Here is a 22,283-nt window from a genome sequence, read left to right on the forward strand (position 1 = left end):
GTCTGGGCTCAGGCCGTCGTCTCCGGGATGCTGGGCTCCGACAGCGACTCGCCTGCGGCTACCCCTTTGCCGAAGGGTGCACCAACAGCAGCCTCCTGACCAAGACCGACGGCGGTGGCATCAGACGCGCCGGGGCGCTTGATGCTGCTGGCGGCCTCGACCACCAGCGGCAGAAAACCGGCATCGGGGACCGCCACCAACTCATGGAAGCGGCGGCGCATGCGGACCTCCCAGAACTTGTTGATATGCGTAGCCACCCCCTCCGCACGCACCTCTTCCGGCTGCGACAGGAAAAAGGTGGCGATCTGGTTCGCCATGCGGATCAGCTTGGCGTCGGTGCCGGTTTCAGACATGCAGCGGTACTCCCTCGGCCACCCGGTCGGGTCGGGTGAAAATCTCGAAATCCTCGTCGCGCGCAATGCCGATCAAGGTGATCCCGGCCTGCGCGGCCGTGCGAATGGCAAGCGCTGTCGGCGCGGAAATGGCAATCAGCACGGGCGCACCGAGCGCTGCCGTCTTCTGCACCATCTCGACGGACAGACGGCTCGTGACCACGACCGCACCCTGGGCAGGATCCCAGCCGCCAATGACAACGGCACCGACGAGCTTGTCCAGCGCATTGTGGCGACCGACATCTTCACGGATCGCGACAAGCCCTTGCTTCAGGCTGTAGAAGCCGGCGCCATGTACGGCGCGTGTCTGGCGGTTCAGATCCTGCCGCGCCGTCAGCTGCGCCATGGCCTGGGAAACGTCACGGGCAGACATGCTGAAGCCGTCGTCAGCGACAGGCTTCACCGCACGGCTTGCCTGCTCGATCGACTCGATGCCGCAGAGCCCGCACCCGACGGGGCCGGCCATGCGCCGACGCCTGGCAACCAACGCTTCCGCAGTCATCTCCTTCAGCGTCACCTGGACGTCGATGCCCTCGCCCGCCTCAATGGCCTCGATCGATACCACGTCCTCGGCCCCCGCGATGATGCCCTCGGCGAGCGAAAAGCCGACGGCGAAATCCTCGAGATCATCGGGCGTCGCCATCATCACAGCATGGGTGGATCCGGCATAGGAAAAGGCGATCGGCACCTCCTCGGGCACAAGCCGGCTGCTGGCCGAGACGCGCCCGTGGGTCGCCTTCAGCCCGCCGACAATACGTGCCGTGGAGCCGATCACATCGCTCATTCCGCCGCTTCCAGCTTGCCGGCAATGCGCCGCGAACGGCGGCTCAGCTCCTCATACTCCTCCTGCCACTCGGTCGGGCCGTTCGACGGCGAGACCTGCACGGCGGTCACCTTGTATTCCGGGCAATTGGTTGCCCAGTCGGAGAAGTCCGTGGTGATGACATTCGCCTGCGTGTTCGGGTGATGGAAGGTGGTGTAGACAACGCCGGGGGCCACGCGATCGGTGATCAGGGCGCGGAGCGTGGTGTCGCCGGAACGGCTGGCAAGCTTGATCCAGTCGCCATCCTTGACGCCGCGCTGTTCGGCATCATGCGGATGGATCTCCAGCCGGTCTTCCTCATGCCAGACACTGTTCTCCGTACGCCGCGTCTGCGCACCGACATTGTATTGCGAGAGAACGCGACCGGTGGTCAAAAGCAGCGGGAAGCGCGGGCCGGTGCGCTCGTCCGTCGGCACATATTCCGTGCGGATGAACTTGCCCTTGCCGCGCACGAAACCGTCGACATGCATGATCGGCGATCCCACAGGGAATTTCTCGTTGCAGGGCCACTGCACCGAACCCATCTTTTCCAGATAGTCGTAGGAGACGCCGGCAAAGCTCGGCGTGGTCGCCGCGATCTCGTCCATGATCTGAGACGGATGCGCATAGTTCCAGGTTAGGCCCATGGCCTGGGCGAGCTTTTGCGTCACTTCCCAGTCGGCATAGCCGTTCTTCGGGGTCATCACCTTGCGCACGCGGTTGATGCGGCGCTCGGCATTGGTGAAGGTCCCGTCCTTTTCGAGGAAGGTCGAACCCGGCAGGAAGACATGTGCGTAGTTCGCCGTCTCGTTGAGGAAGAGATCGTGCACGACGACGCATTCCATGGCAGCGAGTCCTGCCGAGACGTGCTTGGTATCCGGATCGGACTGCAGGATGTCCTCGCCCTGGATATAGATGCCCTTGAACGAGCCATCGACGGCAGCATCCAGCATGTTCGGAATGCGCAGGCCCGGCTCGTTGCTGATCTCGACACCCCAGAGCTTTTCGAAGGTCTCGCGGGTGGCATCGTCGGAGACGTGGCGATAGCCCGGCAGCTCATGCGGGAAGGAGCCCATGTCGCAGGAGCCCTGGACATTGTTCTGGCCACGCAGCGGGTTCACGCCGACACCGGGGCGACCAATATTGCCGGTGACCATCGCAAGGTTGGCAATCGCCATGACGGTCGTCGAGCCCTGGCTGTGTTCGGTGACGCCGAGGCCGTAATAGATCGCGCCATTGCCGCCGGTGGCAAACAGGCGGGCGGCACCCCGCAGCTCTGCCGCGGGTACTCCGGTGAACTTTTCCGTTTCCTCCGGCGAATGTGCTGGGTCGGAGACGAAACCGGCCCAGTCCTCGAATTCCGACCAGTCGCAACGCTCACGGATGAAAGCCTCGGCAAACAGACCTTCGGTGACGATCACATGGGCGATCGCGGTGAGCACGGCGACATTGGTGCCTGGCTTCAGCGGCAGATGGTAAGCCGCTTCCACATGCGGGGTGCGCACGAGATCGATGCGGCGCGGATCAATGACGATCAGCTTAGCGCCCTGGCGCAGCCGCTTCTTCAGACGCGAGCCGAAGACCGGGTGGCCATCGGTCGGGTTGGCGCCGATGACCAGCACCACGTCGGAATGCTCGACGCTGTCGAAATTCTGCGTACCCGCCGATGTGCCGAAGGCCTGGCCGAGGCCGTAACCGGTCGGCGAATGGCAGACGCGGGCGCAGGTATCGACATTGTTGTTGCCGAAGCCGGCACGGATCAGCTTCTGGACCAGATAGGTCTCTTCATTGGTGCAGCGCGACGAGGTGATGCCGCCGATGGCGTCACGGCCATACTGATACTGGATACGCTTGAACTCGGAGGCGACATGGGCATAGGCCTCTTCCCAGGTCACTTCGCGCCAGGGATCACTGATCTTTTCCCGGATCATCGGGTTGAGGATGCGGTCCTTGTGACTTGCGTAACCATAGGCGAAGCGGCCCTTGACGCAGGAATGGCCGCGATTGGCCTGGCCATCCTTCCAAGGTACCATGCGCACCAGCTCTTCGCCGCGCATCTCCGCCTTGAACGAACAGCCGACCCCGCAATAGGCGCAGGTGGTGACGGCCGAATGCTCCGGCTGGCCGATGGCAATGACGGACTTTTCCGTCAGCGTTGCCGTCGGGCAGGCCTGCACGCAGGCGCCGCAGGAGACACATTCCGACGAGAGGAAGGCTTCATGCGCGCCGGGTGACACGCGGCTGTCGAAGCCACGGCCCTCAATGGTCAGCGCAAAGGTCCCCTGCACCTCTTCGCATGCCCGCACGCAGCGCGAACAGACGATGCATTTCGACGGATCATAGGTGAAATAGGGATTGCTTTCGTCCTTCGGCATCCACTGGGCGTTGATGCCGCCCTCGGCAGACCGCGCCTTGACGTGGTTCTCCCCTTCATAGCCGTAGCGCACATCGCGCAGACCCACGGCACCGGCCATGTCCTGCAACTCGCAATCGCCATTGGCCGCACAGGTGAGGCAATCCAGCGGATGGTCGGAGATGTAAAGCTCCATCACGCCCTTGCGGATGGCCTTCAGCCGCTCCGTCTGGGTGTGGACGACGATGCCGGGTGCGACCGGCGTTGTGCAGGAGGCGGGCGTGCCGTTGCGGCCTTCCACTTCGATCAGACAGAGACGGCAGGAGCCGAAGGCATCGACCATGTCGGTGGCGCAGAGCTTCGGCACCTGAATGCCGGCCTCCATCGAGGCGCGCATGATCGACGTGCCCTCGGGCACCGTGATCGCGCGACCGTCAATGGTGAGTGTGACCATCTTGTCGGAGCGCGAGGCGGGCGTGCCGTAGTCAATTTCAGGAACGAGGGGCATGGAGGGCCTCCTGGAGAGCGTGCATGACGTGATGACAATGACGGGCAGAGCGCAGGCGGGACCTCTTCTCCCCGGCGGGGAGAAGGTGGCGCGTAGCGCCGGATGAGGGGGTAAGCGTCAGCGCAAGCGGCCCCCTCATCGCCTCACTGCGTTCGGCACTTCTCCCCGCTGGAGAGAAGAGGGAGCCAGATCCGGCAGCCTCGTCAGTATCTCGAAGACAACAACTCATTCCGCAGCCTCCACCACAGGCGCCCGCGCAAAATCCTGCGGGAAATGCGTCATCGCACTCATGACCGGATAGGGCGTGAAACCACCCAGCGCACAGAGCGAGCCGAATTTCATGGTGTTGCAGAGATCCTCCAGCAGCACCTTGTTCTTCTCCGGCTCGATCCCGCGCGCGATCTTGTCGACCGTCTCGACGCCGCGCGTCGAGCCGATGCGGCAGGGCGTGCACTTGCCGCAGCTTTCGACGGCACAGAATTCCATGGCAAAGCGCGCCTGTTTCAGCATGTCGGCCGTATCGTCGAAGACCACGACACCGGCATGGCCGATCAGGCCACCGGCAGCGGTGAAGGCCTCATAGTCGAAGATCGTGTCGAACAGCGAAGGCGGGAAATAGGCGCCGAGCGGCCCGCCCACCTGCACCGCCTTGACCGGACGACCCGAAATCGTTCCACCGCCGATCTCGTTGATCAACTGGCCGAGCGGCAGACCGAAGGCGGTCTCATAGAGGCCGCCATGCTTGAGATTGCCGGCGAGCTGGATCGGGATCGTGCCATGCGAACGGCCAACGCCGAAGTCGCGGTAGAACGCAGCACCCCGATCCATGATGACCGGGATGGAGGCGAGCGACATGACGTTGTTGACGACAGTCGGCTTGCCGAACAGGCCCTGAAGCGCCGGCAGCGGTGGCTTGGCGCGCACCACGCCGCGTTTGCCTTCGAGGCTGTTGAGCAGCGAGGTCTCCTCGCCACAGACATAGGCGCCAGCGCCCATGCGCACTTCCATGTCGAAGGCGTAAGACGAGCCCATGACGGAGGCGCCGAGAATGCCCGCAGCCCTCGCAATCTCGATTGCCTCTTCCATCATGGCAATGGCATGCGGATATTCGGAGCGGGTATAGACATAGCCCTTGGTGGCACCCACCGCGATGCCGGCAATCGCCATGCCTTCGATCAGCACGAAGGGGTCACCTTCCATGATCATCCGGTCGGCGAAGGTGCCACTGTCGCCCTCGTCGGCATTGCAGACGATGTATTTCTGGTCGGCCTTCGCATCCGCGACCGTCTTCCACTTGATGCCGGTCGGGAAGCCTGCGCCACCGCGACCGCGCAGGCCGCTGTCCGTCACTTGGCTGATGATGTCGGCGGGTGCCATCGCGATGGCATTGGCGAGACCTTTAAGGCCCTGATAGTGGCGGTAGTCATCGAGCGAGAGCGGATCGGTGACGCCACAGCGAGCAAAGGTCAGCCGCGTCTGTCCCTTGAGGAAGGGGATCTCGTGGGTTAGGCCATGGCCAACCGGATGCTCCCCGCCATCAAGGAAGCCGGCCTCGAAGAGGGAAGGCACATCGGAGGCCCTGACCGGACCATAGGCGATGCGGCCCTTGTCGGTGCGCACCTCGACCAGCACTTCCAGCCACAGCATACCACGCGAGCCATTGCGCACGATGGTGACGTCAAGGCCGCGTACCCTGGCTTCGCGTTCGATGGCAGCCGCCACCTTGTCGGCACCGACGGCAAGCGCTGCCGCATCGCGGGGGACGAAGACAACGACGGTTTCTGGGACGCTCATGAGCGCACCTCCGCCAGAATGTCGCTAAGACAGTGTTCGTCGAGCCGCGCATGCAGCTCACCGTCGAGCATCGCGGCAGGCGCCTGGGCACAGAGGCCGAGACAGAAGACGGGTTCGAGGGTGACGGCACCGTCAGGCGTCGTCTGGTGCCAGTCGATGCCGAGCTTGGCCTTGATCTTGTCCGCAAGAGGCTCGCAGCCCATCGACTGGCAAGCCTCGGCGCGACAGAGCTTTAGAACGTGTCGCCCAGCCGGTTGAGCGCGGAAATCGTGGTAGAAGGTGATCACGCCATGCACCTCGGCGCGCGACAGGTTCAGCGCGCTGGCGATGATCTGCTTGGCGATCTCAGGGATATAGCCGAATTCCTCCTGCACACGGTGCAGGATCGGCAGCATCGGCCCCTCCAGATGCTGCAACTCGGCGATCACAGCCGAAATGCGGGCGGAGACGTCATCCGCAGCCACACGAATATTCATCGAAATCCTCCTCACCCGCCGAGCTCTGGCGGGGTCGTTCATCGGAAGATGATGATGGTTCTGATGTCAGGAGGTCAATACGGCGCTTCCGTCGATCGATAGAAGATTTCTATCGAAGGCATTAGAGGCTGCCAGCAAGCGCGCCTCATGCAACAGGCCGGAGACCAAAGGAGTAAAAGGCTCGCGGTGGGTAGCGACCAGCCCCACCAGATGCTCGGCCTCGGGTGCGGTGATCGGGATCATCCGGATCTCCTCGCCGAAACCGAAGGACTCAGCGACGTTCTTCGGCATGATCGACGCCCATTTGCCGGTGCGAATATGGGAGAACAGCACGATCATCGAATTGGATTCGAGCGTCGGCTTCGGCGTCACACCGGCCTCTGCCATGTGCTGGTTGATGATCCGCCGGTTCTGCATGTCGGCGGTCAGAAGACAGAGCCTGAGATCGGCCACCTCGCTCCAGGTGATGCTGTCACGATCGGCAAGCGGCGTGCCGACACCGGTGATCAGGTGATAGCGCTCGGAATAGAGGGGCACGCTGGTGACGCGCCCCAGCGGCTCATTGTCGAGATAGGTAATGCCGGCGTCGATCTCGAGATTTTCGAGCAGGCTCAGAACCTGCAGCGAGGTGCGCGACAGGACGGAAAAGGTCACGTCCGGATGACGGGCCTGAAAGGGTTCGGTGAGCTTCTGCACCATGGCAAGCGCCGTCGGAATGACCGCAAGCCGGATATGGCCGGCCAGACCACGCCGCGCCGCCCGCATTTCTTCGCGCATGGTGCGGGTATCACCAACAATCCGCCGCGCCCATTCGAGCACCCGCTGGCCTTCCGGGGTGAGGCCGAGAAAGCGCGAGCCGCGCTGGACAAGCATGACGCCGAGCTGCTCTTCGAGTTGCCGGATGCCGGCCGACAGTGTCGGCTGCGTCACGCCGCATTCCTCGGCTGCGCGGCCGAAATGCTGCTGGCGGGCAAGCGCGATGAAGAATTCCAGCTTGTCGATCATGCACCGCCCCTTCGATGCCCTCTCGGGCTTACGCCTCGCTGAGCGCCGCCGCCTGGCTGATCGTGACGGGTGTCGGGCCGCAATACATCTTGTAGAGCACGGAGATCAGTTCGGCGAGTTGTGGATCGGCGATCCGATAGTAGATCTGGCGTCCTTCGCGGCGGGTCTGGACGACCTTCTCGCCTCTGAGTCGCGCGAGTTGCTGGGAAACTACGGCCTGCTGGATGCCAAGGAACTGTTCGATTTCGGTGACCGTCTTCTCGCCCTGGCAGAGCATGCAGAGCATCAACAGACGCGTCTCGTGCGATAGCGCCTTTAAAAGCCCGCTGGCGGCGCGCGCCTTGAGCAGGAAATCATCGAGAGCCTCAGGGGTGAGTGGCGGCGTTTCGTTCATCAAGTGATCCAGAAATCGGGGCGCAGTATCTGATCGTCACGGCGCTTCTGCGCCTGCATATCCTGGCATTATATAGGCAGTTCCCCCTATAAAGGAATGGCGTCGGCTCGTTCCTTCAAAAGCGACGCGCTGCGGTTCAAGGCCGCATACTCCTCGTCGTCGAGATCGGGAAAAAGATCGACGACGACACCTTCTGCGCCAACCACGCGCGGGATCGATAGGGCGACATCCCGAATGCCCGCCACTTCCGGCGTTGCAATGGAAACGGACAGCACGTCGCGCTGATCACGGGCGATCGCCTTGACGATGCGGGCAAGGCCCGCGCCGATGCCGTAATAGGTGGAGCCCTTGCCGTTGATGATCTTGTAGGCAGCGTTGCGCACACCGTCGTCGATCTGCGCGCGCACGTCCTCCGTCAGCGGCGAGCCGACCTGGGCGGCGAAAGAGGACAAAGAGACGGAGCCTGCACGGGCACTCGTCCAGGCGAGAACCTCGCTGTCACCATGTTCGCCGAGCACATAGGCATGCACCGATTGCGGGGAAATCCCGAGATGGCGGCCGACGAGACTGCGGAAACGCGCGGTGTCGAGAATGGTGCCCGAACCGATCACGCGGCGCGGATCGATGCCGGAAAGCCGTGTGGTGATCTGGGTCATGATATCGACAGGGTTGGAGGCGATCAGCAGGATCGCATCCGGTGCGACCGGCAACACCTCGGCAAGCACGGAACGGAAGACGGCTGCGTTGCGCTCCAGAAGCTCGAGGCGTGTTTCGCCGGGTTTCTGGCTCACACCGGCGGAGAGGATGACCACACCCGCGCCCTCAAGATCCCGATACTGTCCGGCATTCACGATGGTCGAGGACATGAACGGAACCGCATGGGCAATGTCTTCCGCCTGCGCGATGGCGAGTGCCTCATTGCGATCGATGAGCACGATCTCGCTGGCAAGCCCCATCAGCGCCAGCGCATAACCCGCCGAGCTGCCGACCATTCCCGCACCCACGATACCGACCTTCATGCCGATTCCCCCGAAAGCATAAAATTCTGGATCCTTATCTCATCGGTCACCCGACACTTTCAATCAGCTATACCGGAAAGCATGACACATTCGCGTCAAAACTGCATGGCGCAGGTCTGTGGCCTCTGATTTAATCATCAAAGGCTCATAGGAGCATCACGAGGGATCATGAGACGACTGCCGGCGCTATCCGCGATGAAGGTATTTGAGGTGGTCGGTCAGACCCGCAGCTTCACGCGTGCAGCGGAATTGCTGAACCTCACCCAGAGCGCCGTCAGCCGTCAGGTGCGCAATCTCGAGGAGCAGCTCGGCGAGCCCCTTGTCATCCGCAGGCACCATCACCTGGAACTGACGCCGTCCGGTACAGAATTGCTCGCCTCGCTGCAGCAGGCTTTCCACACGGTGGAGATGACGGTCCGCAATATTCGCGAGAAGAGCAACAAGCGCCGTCTGCGGATCAACGTGCCGCCGACATTTGCCAAACGCTGGCTGATGCCACGCCTGACGAGCCTCCGAGCCATCCTGCCCGACGTCGATCTGAGCATCACCACAGACCTCGAAGACAATCTTTCCGAACGGGGGATGCTCGACTGCTCCATCCGCTTCGGTGATGGGGAATGGCCAAGCCTCAAGTCGGAACGCCTGTTTACCGAACGGCATATTGCCGTCTGCGCTCCCGACCTTTTGGCGGACTTGCGCGACGGAGAGGCCATCGACCTTTCCCACTTCACATTCCTCCATGTTCTGGCCTCCGCCGACCAGCGTTATCTCACCTGGCAGCGCTGGCTCGACGCGGCGGGCATGACGGAAACCGACACGCAGGGCGGACTGGAATTCGATCTTCTCGACCTCGTCATCGAAGCCGCATGCAATGGACTGGGCGTTGCAGTGGCGGACCGCTCAATGGTGGCGCCCCTGATGCAGACGGGTGCCCTCACCCAGGTTCTGGACGTCGAAGTCGAGGGGCATGAGTCCTACTGGCTTGTGACTCGAACCGACAGCGCACAATCCCCGCATGTCGGAGCGTTCAGACGCTGGCTGAGCCAGGAAATCGACGGAAGCTCCGTGGCCCTGCTGAGGCAAGCGAGCGCCTGAAACATTCCTTTTTGGAATGCTCAACCCGACAATAAGTCGCTTGCGAAGAGGCAAGCCCGGCTTCCTACTTGGGCAGACTGTCCGTTGTCGGAGTGCCTGCCATGTCTACCTTCCAGAACTTCATTGCCGGATCGTTTCGCGAGACGGGGCCACGCCAGACGATCGAGGTGAAGAACCCCGCCAATGGTCGGGTCTTTGCGTCGGTCACCTCGGCGACCGAAGCCGATGTCATCGAGGCGGCGGACGCTGCCGCTGTTGCCCAGAAACCCTGGGGCCGCCTGCCGGCCATCGAGCGCGGCAATGCACTCCGCCGGCTCGCCGATGCCATCGAGCGCCATCAGCAAAAGATCGGCGCAGCACTGGCGCAGGAATCCGGCAAGAGCCTTGACGATGCCGTGGCCGAAACCGGCTACGGTGTTGAGCTGATGCGCTACCATGCCGAATGGGCGCGCCGCGTCGAGGGCGAGGTGATCGAGAGCGATACGCCGGATGAAACGCTGATGCTGAAGCGTGCACCGATCGGCGTCGTCGCCTGCCTGATCCCCTTCAACTTCCCGATCTACACGCTCGTCCGCAAGATCGCGCCGGCTCTGATCACCGGCAATGCCGTGGTCGTGCGCCCGAGCAACAACACGCCGACATCGGCCTTCGTCTTCGCCGAAGCGATCAAGGAAGCAGACCTTCCCGCAGGCCTCGTCAGCATCATGGCCATGAGCCACGAGGTGGCCCAGGTGATGGCGACGCGCCGTGAGGTCGGCATGATCACCCTGACCGGCAGCGTTGCCGCCGGTCAGACGGTTCTGGACTACTGCAAGGCCAACATCGCCAAGCCCTCACTGGAACTCGGCGGCAAGACGCCTGTCATCATCGAGCCGGATGCCGATCTCGACGTGGTGACGACAAGCGTGCTGGCGGCCAAGACCGCCCATTGCGGCCAGGTCTGCACCTCCGTCGAGCGGCTTTACGTGCATGCCTCCGTGCATGGCACGCTTCTGGAAAAGCTCAAGGATGCCTTCGAACGCCGCCACTATGGCGATCGGGCCGAGGATCCGACCCGCATGGGACCGCTCGCCAATGCTGCAGCCCGCCTCAGGGTTCACCACATGGTCGAACGGGCCAAGGCCGATGGTGCCGTCATCGAGACGGGCGGATTCCTGCCGCCGGGCGACGGCTATTTCTATCCGCCGACACTGCTCTCCGACTGCCGCCAGGACATGGAGATCGTTCAGGAGGAAGTCTTCGGGCCGGTGCTGGCGGTGATCCCCTATACCGATTTCGATGATGCGCTTGCCATGGCGAGCGACCACCAGTTCGGCCTCGCCTCGGTCGTCTTCACCGAGAACTATCGCAAGGTGATGAAGGCCGCGAACGAGATCGAGGCGGGTGAACTCTATATCAACCGCTTCCCGGCCGATCCCTACCAGGGCTACCACGCCGGCTGGAAGCGCTCCGGCCTCGGCGGCGACGACGGCAAACACGGCATGCTGGAATTCACCCAGACGCGCCTCGTCATTCTCAAACACTGATCACCAATTAGCCGGCTCAAGAATTCTTCATCGGAGGCATCCATGAAAGTCGCTTCGCTCAAGACACATGTTGTCGCAACGCCCGCGCCGCATATCGGCGGCATGTACTGGATCTTCGTCGAGCTTGAGACAGCTTGCGGCATCACAGGCGTCGGTGAAATCTATTCGACCGCCTTCCATCCCTCAGGCATCGCGGTCCTCGTCGAAGACGTCTTCACCCGCTATCTTGAGGGTCACGATCCGCACCAGATCGAACGCTTCTGGCGCGCGGCCTATTCGAGCGGCTTTACCCAGCGACCGGATCCGACCATGGTCGGGATCATCTCGGGTCTCGAAATCGCCTGCTGGGACATCATCGGCAAGGCAGCCGGACGACCGGTCGCCGATCTGCTCGGCGGCCCGGTCCACGACAAGCTGCGCGCCTATACCTATCTTTATCCGAAGAATTCAGCCGGAGAATACGACTACAATGATCCGGATCTTGCCGCCGAAGAGGCGATCCGCATGGTCGAGGCCGGCTTCACCGGTCTGAAATTCGATCCGGCCGGCCCCTACACCAATTATTCCGGTCACCAGCTGTCGCTGCCGGTCATGGATCGTTGCGAGGAGTTTTGCCAGAAGATCCGTGATGCCATCGGCAACCGCGCCGACATCCTCTTCGGCACCCACGGCCAGATGGTGCCCTCCTCCGCCATCCGCCTGGCGAAGCGGCTGGAGAAATACGATCCGCTCTGGTTCGAGGAGCCCGTTCCGCCCGGCCAGGAAGCGGCCATGGCGGAAGTCGCCCGCGCCACCTCGATCCCCGTCTCGACGGGTGAGCGGCTGACCACGAAATACGAATTCCAGAGAGTATTGCAGCTTGGCTCTGCCTCCATCCTGCAGATGAATGTCGCTCGCGTCGGCGGCTTGCTGGAGGCGAAAAAGATCGCCGGGATGGCCGAGTCCTTTTATGCACAGATCGCGCCGCATCTCTACAACGGCCCGGTCGGAGCGGCGGCGTCGATCCAGCTTGCGGTAACCTGCCCGAACTTCCTCATCCATGAGGCGATCATGGATTTCGGCGGCTTCCACGCCGAGGTGCTGAAGACAAAGCTCGGCTTCGACGACGGCTACCTCATCCCCTCGCGCGAGCCGGGTCTCGGCATCGAACTGAACCACGAGGTCATCGCGAGGCACACGCCCTATACCGGCGACCGGCTGCATCTGCAGATGGCGGCGGAGCATGCAGACGTGAAAGCCTTCGCACCGGCCAAGGGCTGAGGATATCCCATGATCTTCGATTTCATCGTGGTCGGTGCAGGCTCGGCAGGCTGCATCGTGGCCAGTCGCCTGAGCGAAAGCGGGCGTCATTCCGTACTGCTCATCGAGGCCGGTGGCGAGGACAAGTCCTTCTGGTTCAAGATCCCGGTCGGCTACGCGAAGAGCTACTACAATCCCAAGGTCAACTGGATGTACCGCACGGAGCCGGAGGCAAACCTCGGCGGTCGGCGCATTTATGCTCCGCGTGGCAAGGTGCAGGGCGGTTCCGGCTCGATCAACGCCATGGTCTTCGTCCGTGGCGCGCGCCAGGATTTCGACGACTGGCGCGACGCCGGAAACCCGGGCTGGGGCTTCGATGACGTGCTGCCTTTCTTCCGGAAGCTGGAAACCCATGCCCGTGGCGAAAGCCGCTGGCATGGCGGAAGCGGCCCGATCCATGTGACACCGATGCGTGGCGCAACGCATCCGGTGAGTGACGCGTTCCTCGATGCCTGTAACGAGCTCGACATCCCGCTCAACGAGGATTTCAACGGCGAGACGCTTGAAGGGGCCGGCGTCTACGACGTCAATACAAGGCGCGGCCAGCGTTCGCATTCCAGCGCCGAATATCTGCGCCCGGCGCTCAAACGATCAAACCTGACGATCGAGCGCGAGGCCCATGCAAGGCGTCTGCTAGTCGAGACGGACGGCAGGGTGTCGGGCATCGAGGTCATGCAGCATGGCCGGCTGCGTAGCTTCAGCGCCCGCCGCGAGGTGATCCTGGCGGCAGGGGCCGTCGACACACCGAAGCTGATGCAGCTTTCAGGTTTCGGCGATGGAGCAACGCTGTTTGCCCAGGGCATCGAGACGCGCAAACATCTGCCGGCCGTCGGGCGGAACCTCCAGGACCATCTCTGCGCCAGCTTCTACTATCGCTCGAAACAGCCGACGCTGAACGGCGATTTCGCGAGCCTTATCGGTCAGGCCCGTTTCGGCCTGATGTGGCTTTTGAAGCGCAGCGGCCCCTTCGCGATGAGCGTGAATCAGGCCGGCGGCTTCTTCCGGGGATCAGCTGAGGAGACACGGCCAAACATTCAGGTCTACTTCAACCCGCTGTCCTATAGGATCCCGGACAGTCCTAGAGCCCGCCTGACACCGGAGCCCTATCCGGGCTTTCTGATCGCCTTCAACGCCTGCCGTCCGACAAGCAAGGGGACCGTGACCATCGCCTCGCCAGACGCATCGGAAGCGCCGCTGATTCGACCAAACTATCTCTCGACCGATCGCGATGTGGAGGAAGTCTTGCAGGGGAGCCGACTGATGCGCCGCATCGCGGACGCGCGGGCGCTTGACGGCTGGGTCTGGGCGGAAGTGTCGCCCTCCAAGGCTGCCGATACCGATGACAAGCTGCTCGACTATTTCCGCCGCAACAGTGGCTCGATCTATCACCTGTGCGGCACCTGCGCGATGGGAGCAGATCCACAGGAGACTGTGGTGGATGCGCGCCTCAGGGTGCATGGCGTTACGGGTCTTCGCATCGTCGACGCCTCTGTCTTCCCCAACATTACCGCCGGCAACATCAATGCGCCGACGATGATGGTCGCGGAAAAGGGGGCCGCGATGATCCTGGAAGACGCCGTAACCGTCTGACATCCGAGCATGAAAAAAACCGGACCCAAAGGCCCGGCTTCAATTCTTGTCAGCCGTCAGCAGCCGATCAGGCGGCAACGAGAACGCCGTTCAGGTTGGTGAGCTCGGCGAGGTACTGCTCGAGCTTGGTGCGGTGCTCGTGATGCTCGACGCCTTCCAGTTCCTTGCGGGCCTCGTCGATGCGCTTGGTCAGCGTGTCGGGCGAGATTTCCGAAAGCGGAACGGCGGATTCGGCAAGCAGTGTGCAGCCGGTCGGCAGGACGTCGGCAAAACCGCCGAAGACCACATACTTGGACACCTGACCGGAAGCGAGCTTCACAGTCACGACGCCCGGCTTGATGGTCGTCATGGTCGGCGCATGATTGGCCATGACGGTCATTTCGCCTTCCGTTGCCGGAATGACGACTTCGATCACCTGTTCGGAGAGCAGAAGACGCTCGGGCGAAACGAGCTCAAAGTTGAAATTGTCGGCCATGGTCGTTCACTTCTCTGATGAAGGATGGAGCGGCACGCAGGTCATCCCGCGTGCCGGCAGTCCCTGTACTTAGGCAGCTTCGGCAGCCAGGCGCTTGGCCTTCTCGATGGCTTCCTCGATGGAGCCGACCATGTAGAAGGCTGCTTCCGGCAGGTGGTCGTAGTCGCCGTTGACCAGACCCTTGAAGCCCTTGATCGTATCTTCGAGTGCCACCAGCTTGCCCGGCGAACCGGTGAAGATTTCAGCAACGAAGAACGGCTGCGACAGGAAGCGCTCGATCTTGCGGGCGCGGGCAACCGTCATCTTGTCCTCTTCGGACAGTTCGTCCATGCCGAGGATGGCGATGATGTCCTGAAGCGACTTGTAGCGCTGCAGCGTCGTCTGAACCTTACGAGCGATCTCGTAGTGCTCTTCGCCGACAACCAGCGGGTCAAGCATGCGCGAGGTCGAGTCGAGCGGGTCAACAGCCGGGTAGATACCCTTTTCGGCGATCGAGCGCGACAGAACCGTCGTTGCGTCCAGGTGGGCGAACGAAGTGGCCGGAGCCGGGTCGGTCAAGTCGTCGGCGGGAACGTAAATGGCCTGAACCGAGGTGATCGAACCCTTGGTCGTGGTGGTGATGCGTTCCTGCATCTGACCCATGTCGGTAGCAAGCGTCGGCTGATAACCAACGGCCGACGGGATACGGCCGAGCAGAGCCGACACTTCGGAACCTGCCTGGGTGAAGCGGAAGATGTTGTCGACGAAGAACAGAACGTCCTGGCCCTTGTCGCGGAAGTCTTCAGCGATCGTCAGACCGGTGAGAGCAACGCGAGCGCGGGCGCCCGGCGGTTCGTTCATCTGGCCGTATACGAGCGCAGCCTTGGAGCCTTCGCCGCCGCCGTGCTTGTTAACGCCGGACTCGATCATCTCGTGGTAAAGGTCGTTGCCTTCGCGGGTACGTTCACCCACGCCTGCAAACACGGAGTAACCGCCGTGTGCCTTCGCAACGTTGTTGATCAGTTCCATGATCAGAACGGTCTTGCCAACGCCGGCGCCGCCGAACAGGCCGATCTTGCCGCCCTTGGCGTAAGGTGCGAGCAGGTCGACGACCTTGATGCCAGTGACGAGGATCTGCGATTCCGTCGACTGTTCGACGTAAGCAGGCGCTTCCTGGTGGATCGAACGACGGCCTTCGGTGACGAGCGGACCGGCTTCGTCAACCGGCTCGCCGATGACGTTCATGATGCGGCCGAGCGTTTCCGGACCAACCGGAACGGTGATCGGAGCGCCCGTGTCGCTGACCGGCTGGCCGCGGACGAGACCTTCAGTCGAGTCCATGGCGATCGTGCGGACCTGGTTTTCGCCGAGGTGCTGCGCGACTTCGAGAACGAGGCGGTTGCCGCCGTTATCGGTTTCCAGCGCGTTCAGGATCGGGGGCAGTTCGCCTTCGAATGCGACGTCGACGACGGCGCCGATGACCTGCGTAACCTTGCCGAGAGCACCAGCTGCGGACTTCACCGCCTTAGACTTGGGGGTAGCTGCCTTAGCCATGTATCTTACCCTCTTTCCTTAACCTCAGAGCGCTTCCGCGCCCGAAATGATTTCAATGAGTTCCTTGGTGATCTGTGCCTGACGCTGACGGTTGTAGGAAAGTGTCAGCTTGTTGATCATCTCACCGGCATTGCGTGTCGCATTGTCCATGGCGCTCATCTTGGCGCCCATTTCACCCGCGACGTTTTCGAGCAGGGCCCGGAAAATCTGAACCGAGATATTGCGCGGGATGAGATCTTCGAGAATCCCGGCCGCATCCGGCTCGTATTCGTAGAGTGCCGATGCACCACCCTGCGGAGCAGCCTCGGCCGGAGCGGCCGGGATGATCTGCTGGGCGGTCGGGATCTGGCTGATCACCGACTTGAACTCGGAATAGAACAGCGTGCAGACATCGAATTCGCCGCGGTCGAACATACCGATGACCTTGCGACCGATGGCATCCGCATTGGTGAAGCCGACACGCTTCACTTCGCGCAGATCCGTACGTTCGACGATCAGGCCGGCGAACTCGCGGCGCAGGCTGTCGTAGCCCTTCTTGCCGACGCAGAAAATCTTGACCGTCTTGCCCTGAGCCAGGAGCTTGCGCGCATGGTCACGGGCGAAACGGGCGATCGACGAGTTGAAACCGCCGCACAGACCACGCTCGGCAGTGCAGACGACGAGCAGATGCACGTCGTCCTTGCCGGTGCCGGTCATCAGGCGGGGTGCGCTGTCGTCCGAACCCACGGCTTGCGCGATGTTGGCCAGGACGACACCCATGCGCTGCGAGTACGGGCGAGCAGCCTCGGCCGCTTCCTGCGCACGACGCAGCTTCGCCGCGGCGACCATTTTCATCGCCTTGGTGATCTTCTGCGTCGCCTTGACGGAGGCGATCCGGTTTTTCAGATCCTTTAGTGAAGGCATCCGTTATCCGTCCTTGGCTTGAGCCTGAATTAGGCGAAGTTCTTCGCGAAGCTATCGAGGGCGGCCTTGAGCTTGCCCTTGGTGTCGTCGCTGATCGCCTTGTCGGTGCGGATCGCGTCCAGGATCGCCTTGCCTTCCGAGTGGAGGTAGGAGAGGAGACCCTGTTCGAACTTGCCAACCTGGTTGACCGGAACCTTATCGAGGTAGCCGTTCACGCCAGCGAAGATCACAGCAACCTGCTCTTCCGTCTTGAGCGGAGAGAACTGAGCCTGCTTCAGGAGTTCCGTCAGACGGGCACCACGGTTCAGCAGGCGCTGGGTGGCGGCGTCGAGGTCGGAACCGAACTGGGCGAAGGCGGCCATTTCGCGATACTGGGCGAGCTCACCCTTGATCGAGCCGGCAACCTGCTTCATCGCCTTGATCTGCGCGGCAGAACCAACGCGCGAAACCGACAGACCGACGTTAACGGCCGGACGAATGCCCTGATAGAACAGGTCGGTTTCAAGGAAGATCTGACCGTCGGTGATCGAGATGACGTTGGTCGGGATAAAGGCCGAAACGTCGTTACCCTGGGTTTCGATAACCGGCAGAGCGGTCAGCGAGCCGGCACCGGCAGCGTCGCCCATCTTGGCGGCGCGCTCGAGCAGGCGGGAGTGGAGATAGAAAACGTCGCCCGGGTAAGCTTCGCGGCCCGGAGGGCGACGCAGCAGGAGCGACATCTGACGGTAGGCAACGGCCTGCTTCGACAGGTCGTCGTAAGCGATCAGGGCGTGCTGGCCGTTGTCGCGGAAGTATTCGCCCATGGCGCAGCCGGCGAACGGTGCGAGATACTGCATCGGAGCCGGGTCCGAAGCGGTGGCGGCAATGATGATCGAGTACTGGAGGGCGCCGCGCTCTTCGAGGATCTTGACGAACTGGGCGACGGTCGAACGCTTCTGGCCAACAGCGACGTAGACGCAGTAGAGCTTGTCGTTATCAGGGCCATTGTCGTGGATCGGCTTCTGGTTCAGGAAGGTGTCCAGAATGATCGCGGTCTTGCCGGTCTGACGGTCACCGATGACGAGCTCGCGCTGGCCACGGCCAACCGGGATGAGGGCGTCGATGGCCTTGAGGCCGGTCGACATCGGCTCATGAACCGACTTGCGCGGGATGATGCCCGGAGCCTTCACGTCGACGCGCGAACGGCGGGTCGCGTTGATCGGGCCCTTGCCGTCGATCGGGTTGCCGAGAGCGTCAACGACGCGGCCGAGCAGTTCCGGACCAACCGGAACATCTACGATGGCGCCGGTCCGCTTGACGATGTCGCCTTCCTTGATGCCGCGGTCGGCACCGAAGATAACCACACCGACATTGTCGGCTTCGAGGTTGAGCGCCATGCCGCGGATGCCGCCCGGGAACTCGACCATTTCGCCGGCCTGAACGTTGTCGAGGCCGTAGACGCGGGCGATACCGTCACCGACGGACAGAACCTGGCCAACTTCAGAGACTTCTGCCTCTTTGCCGAAGTTCTTGATTTGATCTTTAAGAATTGCGGAAATTTCCGCGGCGCGGATATCCATCAGCCAACCTCTTTCAGTGCAAGCTTAAGGGTGGAAAGTTTGGTGCGAAGGGACGTGTCGATCTGGCGGGAGCCGATCTTGACGATCAGGCCGCCGAGCAAAGACGGATCGACCGTGACGGAGATCGAAACTTCCTTGCCGGTAACGCCCTTCAGCGCCGCTTTCAGTTCGGTTTCCTGCTCTGCCGAAAGGGCATGAGCAGACGTGACGTCAGCCGTCATCTCACCCTTGTGACGGGCGAGGATCTGGCGATAGGCAGCCACCATGCCGGGAACGGCAAACAGGCGACGATTGCTTGCAACGACCTTCAGGAAGTTCAACACCAGCGCGTTGAAACCGGCCTTTTCGCCGATCGCGCTGATAGCCTTGACCTGGTCTTCGGCCGTGAAGACGGGCGACTGTACCAGGCGCTTCAGATCGGCGCTTTCGTCGATCATCGCCTGGAAACGGTTGAGATCGGCGGCGACGGCGTCAAGCACGCCGGCTTCGAGCGCAAGCTCGAAAAGCGACGATGCGTAACGCTCCGCCACGCCTGAAATCACTTGGGATGCGTCTGCCACGGGCAAAAAATTCCCTGATCTTGATCCAGGGGGCCGGACACCTCGATTGAGGCCTCTCAAGCTCCTGATATCGTTTTGTTTTTCCCCAAAAACACAAGCATGCTGCACTTGCGTTTTCCGAATTTCGCGGTTCGTCTAGCATAGCAGGTCTAGACTCGCAACACGCGTATTAACGGTTTGATCCTTCAGAGCAAGGCCTTGGAGCTTTTTTTGTCCGAAACTGCGTCAAATTGACGAGATATCGGCTGAGCCCGTTCGAAAAGCGAAGATCAAGTCAGACCAAAGACATAGGCGAGGGTGAGGGAAGCGATGACCGCCTGCACAACCAGGAGGAGAAGGTTGCGCCAGGTGCTGCCCTGGTCGGACATGATGGACAGGACCCGGGCGAAGGCCGAAAGCCCGACGGCGGCGCCGAAAGCCAAGTAGACGGTCGGCTGGGCAAGCAGCAGCGCGGTCCCGGCAAAGCCGACGATCAAGCCGCCGATCGATCGCGCGGCTCCGAGCCCTTCCGGGCGGCCTTCTGCTGGAACAAGCGCAAGCGCCTTCAGGGTGAGGCCTGGGGCAAAGAGCACAAAGCATCCGATAAGCGCTGCGACAGAAGCCGCAAGAAAGGCGAGCTGCTCGCCGAGTTCGATGGGAAAGTAGAATTCCATGGATCAACCCGCTTGGAAACAAACCGCGCGGCTTATGCCACGAAACGCGCGGCTGCGGTATGGCTCCGAGCCCTAATTCGCAGGTGATGCGACGCAATCTTTACCGATCAGCTCAAAGGAAGCTCTGCGGATCGACATCCACCTGCACCTGGATCGACCGTCGTTCTTTCGGCCCGCGCTCAAGCATGCTTCGGACGAAGGCCTGCATGTCGCTGTTGCGGCGGCCATGGACGAGCAGTCGGAAGCGATGGCGACCACGGATGAGCGCAAGCGGCGCTTCGGCTGGTCCGAGGATCATGATGCCGCTTTCATGGGGCGCGGCCTGTCGCAGCCCGCGCGCATGCCCCTCGGCCTCGGCGCGGCTATCGGCCGAGACGATAATCGAAACGAGACGACCGAAAGGCGGCAGTTGCGCCCGCTCGCGCTCCAGTATTTCGCGCTCATAGAAGGCGGCGGCATCACCCGAGATGATCGCCTGCATGACGGGATGCTGAGGCTGGAACGTCTGCAACAGACCAAGGCTCTTGCGCCCGGTACGGCCGGCACGACCCGTCACCTGCGAGAGCAGCTGGAATGTCCGTTCGGCAGCACGCGGATCCCCATTCGACAGACCGATATCGGCATCGATGATGCCGACCAGCGTCATCAGCGGGAAATTATGCCCCTTCGCCACGAGCTGCGTACCAATGACGATATCGGCCTCGCCATTGGCAATCGCCTCGAGTTCGAGCCGCAATCGCTTGACCCCGCCGATATCCGACGAGAGCACCAGCGTGCGGGCATCGGGAAAGTGTTTCTCCACTTCTTCGGCGATGCGCTCGACCCCCGGGCCGCAGGCGACCAGATGATCGAGTGTCCCGCATTCCGGGCAGGCATTCGGCGTCGGCTCATGATAGCCGCACTGGTGGCACTGGATCTGGCCACGGAACCGATGCTCGACAAGCCAGCTCGAACATTGCGGGCACTGGAAGCGGTGACCGCAGACGCGGCAGAGAGTTAGCGGCGCATAACCGCGCCGATTGAGAAAGAGAAGCGCCTGTTCGCCCCGTTCCACCGCCTTGCCAACGGATCGCAACAGGATCGGCGACAGAAAGCCGCCCCGTTCGGGCGGCGCACGCCGCATGTCGATGAGGTGCAGATCCGGCATCGCGGCATCGGCAAAGCGGGTCGGCAGATGGATGCGGGTATAGCGGCCGGCGATACAGTTGACCTGACTTTCAACCGACGGCGTGGCAGAGACGAGCACGACCGGGAAGTTCGCGATGCGCGCCCGCACAACGGCCATGTCCCGCGCATTATAGAAGACGCGGTCCTCCTGCTTGAAGGCCGGGTCATGCTCTTCGTCGACGATGATGAGCCCAAGGTTCTCGAACGGCAGGAAGAGCGCCGAACGCGCACCGGCGACAACCCGGATCTCGCCGGTCGCGACCTGACGCCAGACCTTTTCGCGGGTGCGGGTCGCGAGATCCGAATGCCATTCCCCGGGCTTGGAGCCGAAGCGATCCTGGAAGCGCTCGAGGAAGTTGGCGGTGAGCGCGATTTCCGGCAGCAGGATCAGCACCTGCTTGCCCTGTTTCAGCGTCTCGGCAATCGCCTCGAAATAGACCTCCGTCTTGCCGGAGCCTGTCACGCCATCGATCAGGGAAACGGCAAAGCCACCCTTGCGCAGACTGTCGAGGATCTCTTCGGCAGCGTCCTTCTGCGGACCCGCGAGACGGTTCTCTGCATAATCAGGATCGGGAGCCGCAACCAGCGGCGGCGGCGGCAAGAAGACCTGCTCGAACACGCCCTGCTTGACGAGACCGTCGATGACGCTGGTCGAGACGCCGCTCGCATGAGCAAGCCCGCTCTTCGTCCAGGAGAGACCATCGGCCGCCATCTCCAGAACCTTCTGGCGCGCAGGCGTCAGACGCTCCGGCTCATATCCAGCATAGCGCAGCCCCTCGATCATCGGTTCGGGATCGAAGGCGGCAGGCGCCCGAAGCGCCATGCGGGCCACATAACCCGGTGGAGAGAGCGTGTAGGCAGCCACCCAGTCGAGGAAGGTACGCATGTCCTGGTCGAGCGGTGGGCAGTCGAAGACCTTGGTGATTTCCCTGAGCTTCTTCGGATCAACCTTGGCGTCCTCGCCGCCGTCCCAGACCACACCGATCACCTGTCGCGGCCCAAGCGGCACCTGCACGATCGCGCCCGGCTCCACCGTCAGCTCATCGGGCACCGCGTAGCTGTAGGCCGTTGGTGCTGGCATGGGAACGAGCACCGGCACCACCTTGCGGCGCGGTGTTTCGAACAGTTCTCCGAACAGGCTTTTCGAATCGTCCTTCATCGGGCTGCAACTTGCCCCCTG

General features: G+C 62.3%; 19 protein-coding genes. 4 read left to right on the forward strand and 15 right to left on the reverse strand.

The window, feature by feature from the left end; translation table 11 throughout:
* Window positions 1–8: 8 nt before the first annotated feature.
* The 8 genes from GH983_RS18445 to GH983_RS18480 all read right to left on the reverse strand — a co-directional run bounded on the left by GH983_RS18445 (window position 9) and on the right by GH983_RS18480 (window position 8,743).
* On the reverse strand, window positions 9–353 hold the full coding sequence (locus tag GH983_RS18445) for a formate dehydrogenase subunit delta (protein WP_153763190.1): 345 nt from the start codon (window positions 351–353) through the stop codon (window positions 9–11).
* Window positions 346–1,176 (reverse strand): formate dehydrogenase accessory sulfurtransferase FdhD, encoded by an 831-nt coding sequence (gene fdhD / locus GH983_RS18450; protein WP_153763191.1) that lies wholly within the window; start codon window positions 1,174–1,176, stop codon window positions 346–348. Before fdhD ends, GH983_RS18445 begins: the two co-directional genes overlap by 8 nt.
* Window positions 1,173–4,055 carry a formate dehydrogenase subunit alpha gene (gene fdhF, locus GH983_RS18455; protein WP_153763192.1) on the reverse strand — a complete coding sequence of 961 codons (2,883 nt, stop codon included), beginning with the start codon at window positions 4,053–4,055 and terminating at the stop codon, window positions 1,173–1,175. Before fdhF ends, fdhD begins: the two co-directional genes overlap by 4 nt.
* Before the next feature lie 225 nt (window positions 4,056–4,280).
* The gene (locus GH983_RS18460; RefSeq protein WP_153763193.1) at window positions 4,281–5,849 is read right to left on the reverse strand and encodes an NADH-quinone oxidoreductase subunit NuoF; all 1,569 of its coding nucleotides are present in this window, start codon (window positions 5,847–5,849) and stop codon (window positions 4,281–4,283) included.
* Window positions 5,846–6,325: a formate dehydrogenase subunit gamma gene (locus GH983_RS18465; RefSeq protein WP_054147620.1), complete on the reverse strand. Its 480-nt coding sequence runs from the start codon at window positions 6,323–6,325 to the stop codon at window positions 5,846–5,848. Before GH983_RS18465 ends, GH983_RS18460 begins: the two co-directional genes overlap by 4 nt.
* Before the next feature lie 66 nt (window positions 6,326–6,391).
* Window positions 6,392–7,330 (reverse strand): LysR family transcriptional regulator, encoded by a 939-nt coding sequence (locus GH983_RS18470; protein WP_069042891.1) that lies wholly within the window; start codon window positions 7,328–7,330, stop codon window positions 6,392–6,394.
* A 28-nt stretch (window positions 7,331–7,358) separates the two neighbouring features.
* The gene (locus tag GH983_RS18475; RefSeq protein WP_054147618.1) at window positions 7,359–7,724 is read right to left on the reverse strand and encodes a helix-turn-helix transcriptional regulator; all 366 of its coding nucleotides are present in this window, start codon (window positions 7,722–7,724) and stop codon (window positions 7,359–7,361) included.
* 86 nt (window positions 7,725–7,810) lie between these two features.
* The gene (locus GH983_RS18480) at window positions 7,811–8,743 is read right to left on the reverse strand and encodes an L-lactate dehydrogenase (RefSeq protein ID WP_069042890.1); all 933 of its coding nucleotides are present in this window, start codon (window positions 8,741–8,743) and stop codon (window positions 7,811–7,813) included.
* A 168-nt stretch (window positions 8,744–8,911) separates the two neighbouring features.
* On the opposite strand from GH983_RS18480, the gene GH983_RS18485 reads away from it, so the two are divergent.
* The 4 genes from GH983_RS18485 to GH983_RS18500 all read left to right on the forward strand — a co-directional run bounded on the left by GH983_RS18485 (window position 8,912) and on the right by GH983_RS18500 (window position 14,253).
* Window positions 8,912–9,838, forward strand: a complete 927-nt coding sequence (locus tag GH983_RS18485; protein WP_236759262.1) for a LysR substrate-binding domain-containing protein — start codon at window positions 8,912–8,914, stop codon at window positions 9,836–9,838.
* A gap of 101 nt (window positions 9,839–9,939) precedes the next feature.
* Entirely contained in the window at window positions 9,940–11,364 is a 1,425-nt protein-coding gene (gene aldA / locus GH983_RS18490) for an aldehyde dehydrogenase (RefSeq protein ID WP_153763194.1), read from the forward strand.
* Window positions 11,365–11,406: 42 nt separating this feature from the next.
* Window positions 11,407–12,624, forward strand: a complete 1,218-nt coding sequence (locus tag GH983_RS18495; protein WP_153763195.1) for a mandelate racemase/muconate lactonizing enzyme family protein — start codon at window positions 11,407–11,409, stop codon at window positions 12,622–12,624.
* 9 nt (window positions 12,625–12,633) lie between these two features.
* On the forward strand, window positions 12,634–14,253 hold the full coding sequence (locus tag GH983_RS18500) for a GMC family oxidoreductase (protein WP_153763196.1): 1,620 nt from the start codon (window positions 12,634–12,636) through the stop codon (window positions 14,251–14,253).
* Between the two features lie 67 nt (window positions 14,254–14,320).
* Here the strand turns inward: GH983_RS18500 and GH983_RS18505 are convergent, their stop codons facing one another.
* The 7 genes from GH983_RS18505 to GH983_RS18535 form a co-directional block, all read right to left on the reverse strand.
* Window positions 14,321–14,728: a F0F1 ATP synthase subunit epsilon gene (locus GH983_RS18505; protein WP_148166079.1), complete on the reverse strand. Its 408-nt coding sequence runs from the start codon at window positions 14,726–14,728 to the stop codon at window positions 14,321–14,323.
* A gap of 69 nt (window positions 14,729–14,797) precedes the next feature.
* Window positions 14,798–16,261: a F0F1 ATP synthase subunit beta gene (gene atpD, locus GH983_RS18510; RefSeq protein ID WP_054150424.1), complete on the reverse strand. Its 1,464-nt coding sequence runs from the start codon at window positions 16,259–16,261 to the stop codon at window positions 14,798–14,800.
* A 24-nt stretch (window positions 16,262–16,285) separates the two neighbouring features.
* A complete protein-coding gene (locus GH983_RS18515; RefSeq protein WP_006724479.1) occupies window positions 16,286–17,164 on the reverse strand; it encodes a F0F1 ATP synthase subunit gamma in 879 nt (292 codons plus the stop codon).
* 29 nt (window positions 17,165–17,193) lie between these two features.
* A complete protein-coding gene (atpA, locus tag GH983_RS18520) occupies window positions 17,194–18,723 on the reverse strand; it encodes a F0F1 ATP synthase subunit alpha (protein WP_006724478.1) in 1,530 nt (509 codons plus the stop codon).
* On the reverse strand, window positions 18,723–19,289 hold the full coding sequence (locus GH983_RS18525; RefSeq protein ID WP_054150422.1) for a F0F1 ATP synthase subunit delta: 567 nt from the start codon (window positions 19,287–19,289) through the stop codon (window positions 18,723–18,725). Before GH983_RS18525 ends, atpA begins: the two co-directional genes overlap by 1 nt.
* A gap of 263 nt (window positions 19,290–19,552) precedes the next feature.
* Window positions 19,553–19,936, reverse strand: a complete 384-nt coding sequence (locus tag GH983_RS18530) for a DUF4345 domain-containing protein (RefSeq protein ID WP_153763197.1) — start codon at window positions 19,934–19,936, stop codon at window positions 19,553–19,555.
* Between the two features lie 112 nt (window positions 19,937–20,048).
* On the reverse strand, window positions 20,049–22,262 hold the full coding sequence (locus GH983_RS18535) for a primosomal protein N' (RefSeq protein WP_153763198.1): 2,214 nt from the start codon (window positions 22,260–22,262) through the stop codon (window positions 20,049–20,051).
* Between the last annotated feature and the right edge of the window lie 21 nt (window positions 22,263–22,283).

This window comes from Agrobacterium sp. MA01 (assembly GCF_009650195.1).
In the GTDB taxonomy this organism is placed as follows: Bacteria; Pseudomonadota; Alphaproteobacteria; order Rhizobiales; family Rhizobiaceae; genus Allorhizobium.